The sequence below is a fragment of the Thalassolituus pacificus genome (assembly GCF_025318105.1).
Taxonomy (GTDB): domain Bacteria; phylum Pseudomonadota; class Gammaproteobacteria; order Pseudomonadales; family Oceanobacteraceae; genus Venatoribacter; species Venatoribacter pacificus.
Genome location: NZ_JAOANI010000008.1, coordinates 1 through 1093 on the forward strand (window position 1 = coordinate 1; position 1093 = coordinate 1093).

1 protein-coding gene is annotated in these 1093 nt (G+C 46.3%); it reads left to right on the top strand.

Translation table 11 applies throughout. The features are described from left to right. Positions 1 to 97 precede the first annotated feature (97 nt). Entirely contained in the window at positions 98 to 1060 is a 963-nt protein-coding gene (locus tag NYR02_RS02020; protein ID WP_260974728.1) for an IS30 family transposase, read from the top strand. The last annotated feature ends 33 nt before the right edge of the window (positions 1061 to 1093 follow it).

Consider the following 1093-nt stretch of genomic DNA (forward strand, 5'->3'; position numbering starts at 1 on the left):
GCCGAATTCATATACTAACCGCGACACTTTTTCAAAATAAGAAGGTGAGCTGTAAGATTCGCTCTTTTTCACTCCCGCCAAGAAGTTGAAAACGAACGTGGAATACAAACAACTCACCTATGAAGAAAGAGTAACGCTATCAGCCCTCAGGCTGCAAGGCCTGTCTGTCCGGGCAATAGCGACAATGCTGGGACGTCATCATTCAACACTCTACCGCGAGCTTGCGCGCAATCGCTGTCACGTGACAGATGGTGCGTATCGTCCCTCAAAAGCACAAAGGCGCACGCGAGCAAGAAGAAGCCGATCACGCAGAAATACTCACTATTCCTTTGATGATTTTCTTATCGTACGAAAACTCTTAAGGCAACGTTGGTCTCCGGAGCAAATTGTTGGGCATATCCGCCGCTACAAACTTATGAAGCGGTTGATGAGTCACGAGACAATCTACCGGTACATTTGGCAAGACAAAGCCAATGGAGGCAAGCTATGGACTTATCTTCGCCAGTCAGCCAAGCAACGCCGGAAGCGCTACAAGGCTTATGATAGCCGGGGTAGGCTGGCAAATAAGCGCCATATCAGTGAGCGGCCAAAAAGCGTAGAGAGTCGTAAATACAAGGGGCATTGGGAAATCGATACCGTTCATGGCCGAGGAAGCAGTGATTGTATTGTGACACTGCTTGAGCGAAAAACAGGTTTCGTGATGATAGGAAAATTAAAAGACAAATCTACTGATTCTTTGAACAAGAAAACGATTCGTTTAATCAATCGCAATCCCACGATGTTCAAAACAATTACGTCAGATAATGGCACTGAATTTCATCAATACCTGAAAATTGAAGCCCGCTGCAATGCGAAATTCTACTTCGCTACGCCTTATCACTCCTGGGAGCGAGGCAGCAATGAAAATGTTAACGGTCTCATTCGGCAGTATCTTCCGAAAACGGAAAGTATGAAGAATCTGAGCCAGCAGCAATGCGATCAGATTGCTGACTGGCTCAACCGGCGACCAAGAAAACGACTCAACTACAAAACACCAGAGGAGGTGTACTATGGAATTTAGGAGCTACTGTCGCGGTTCAAAGTTGATACTAGG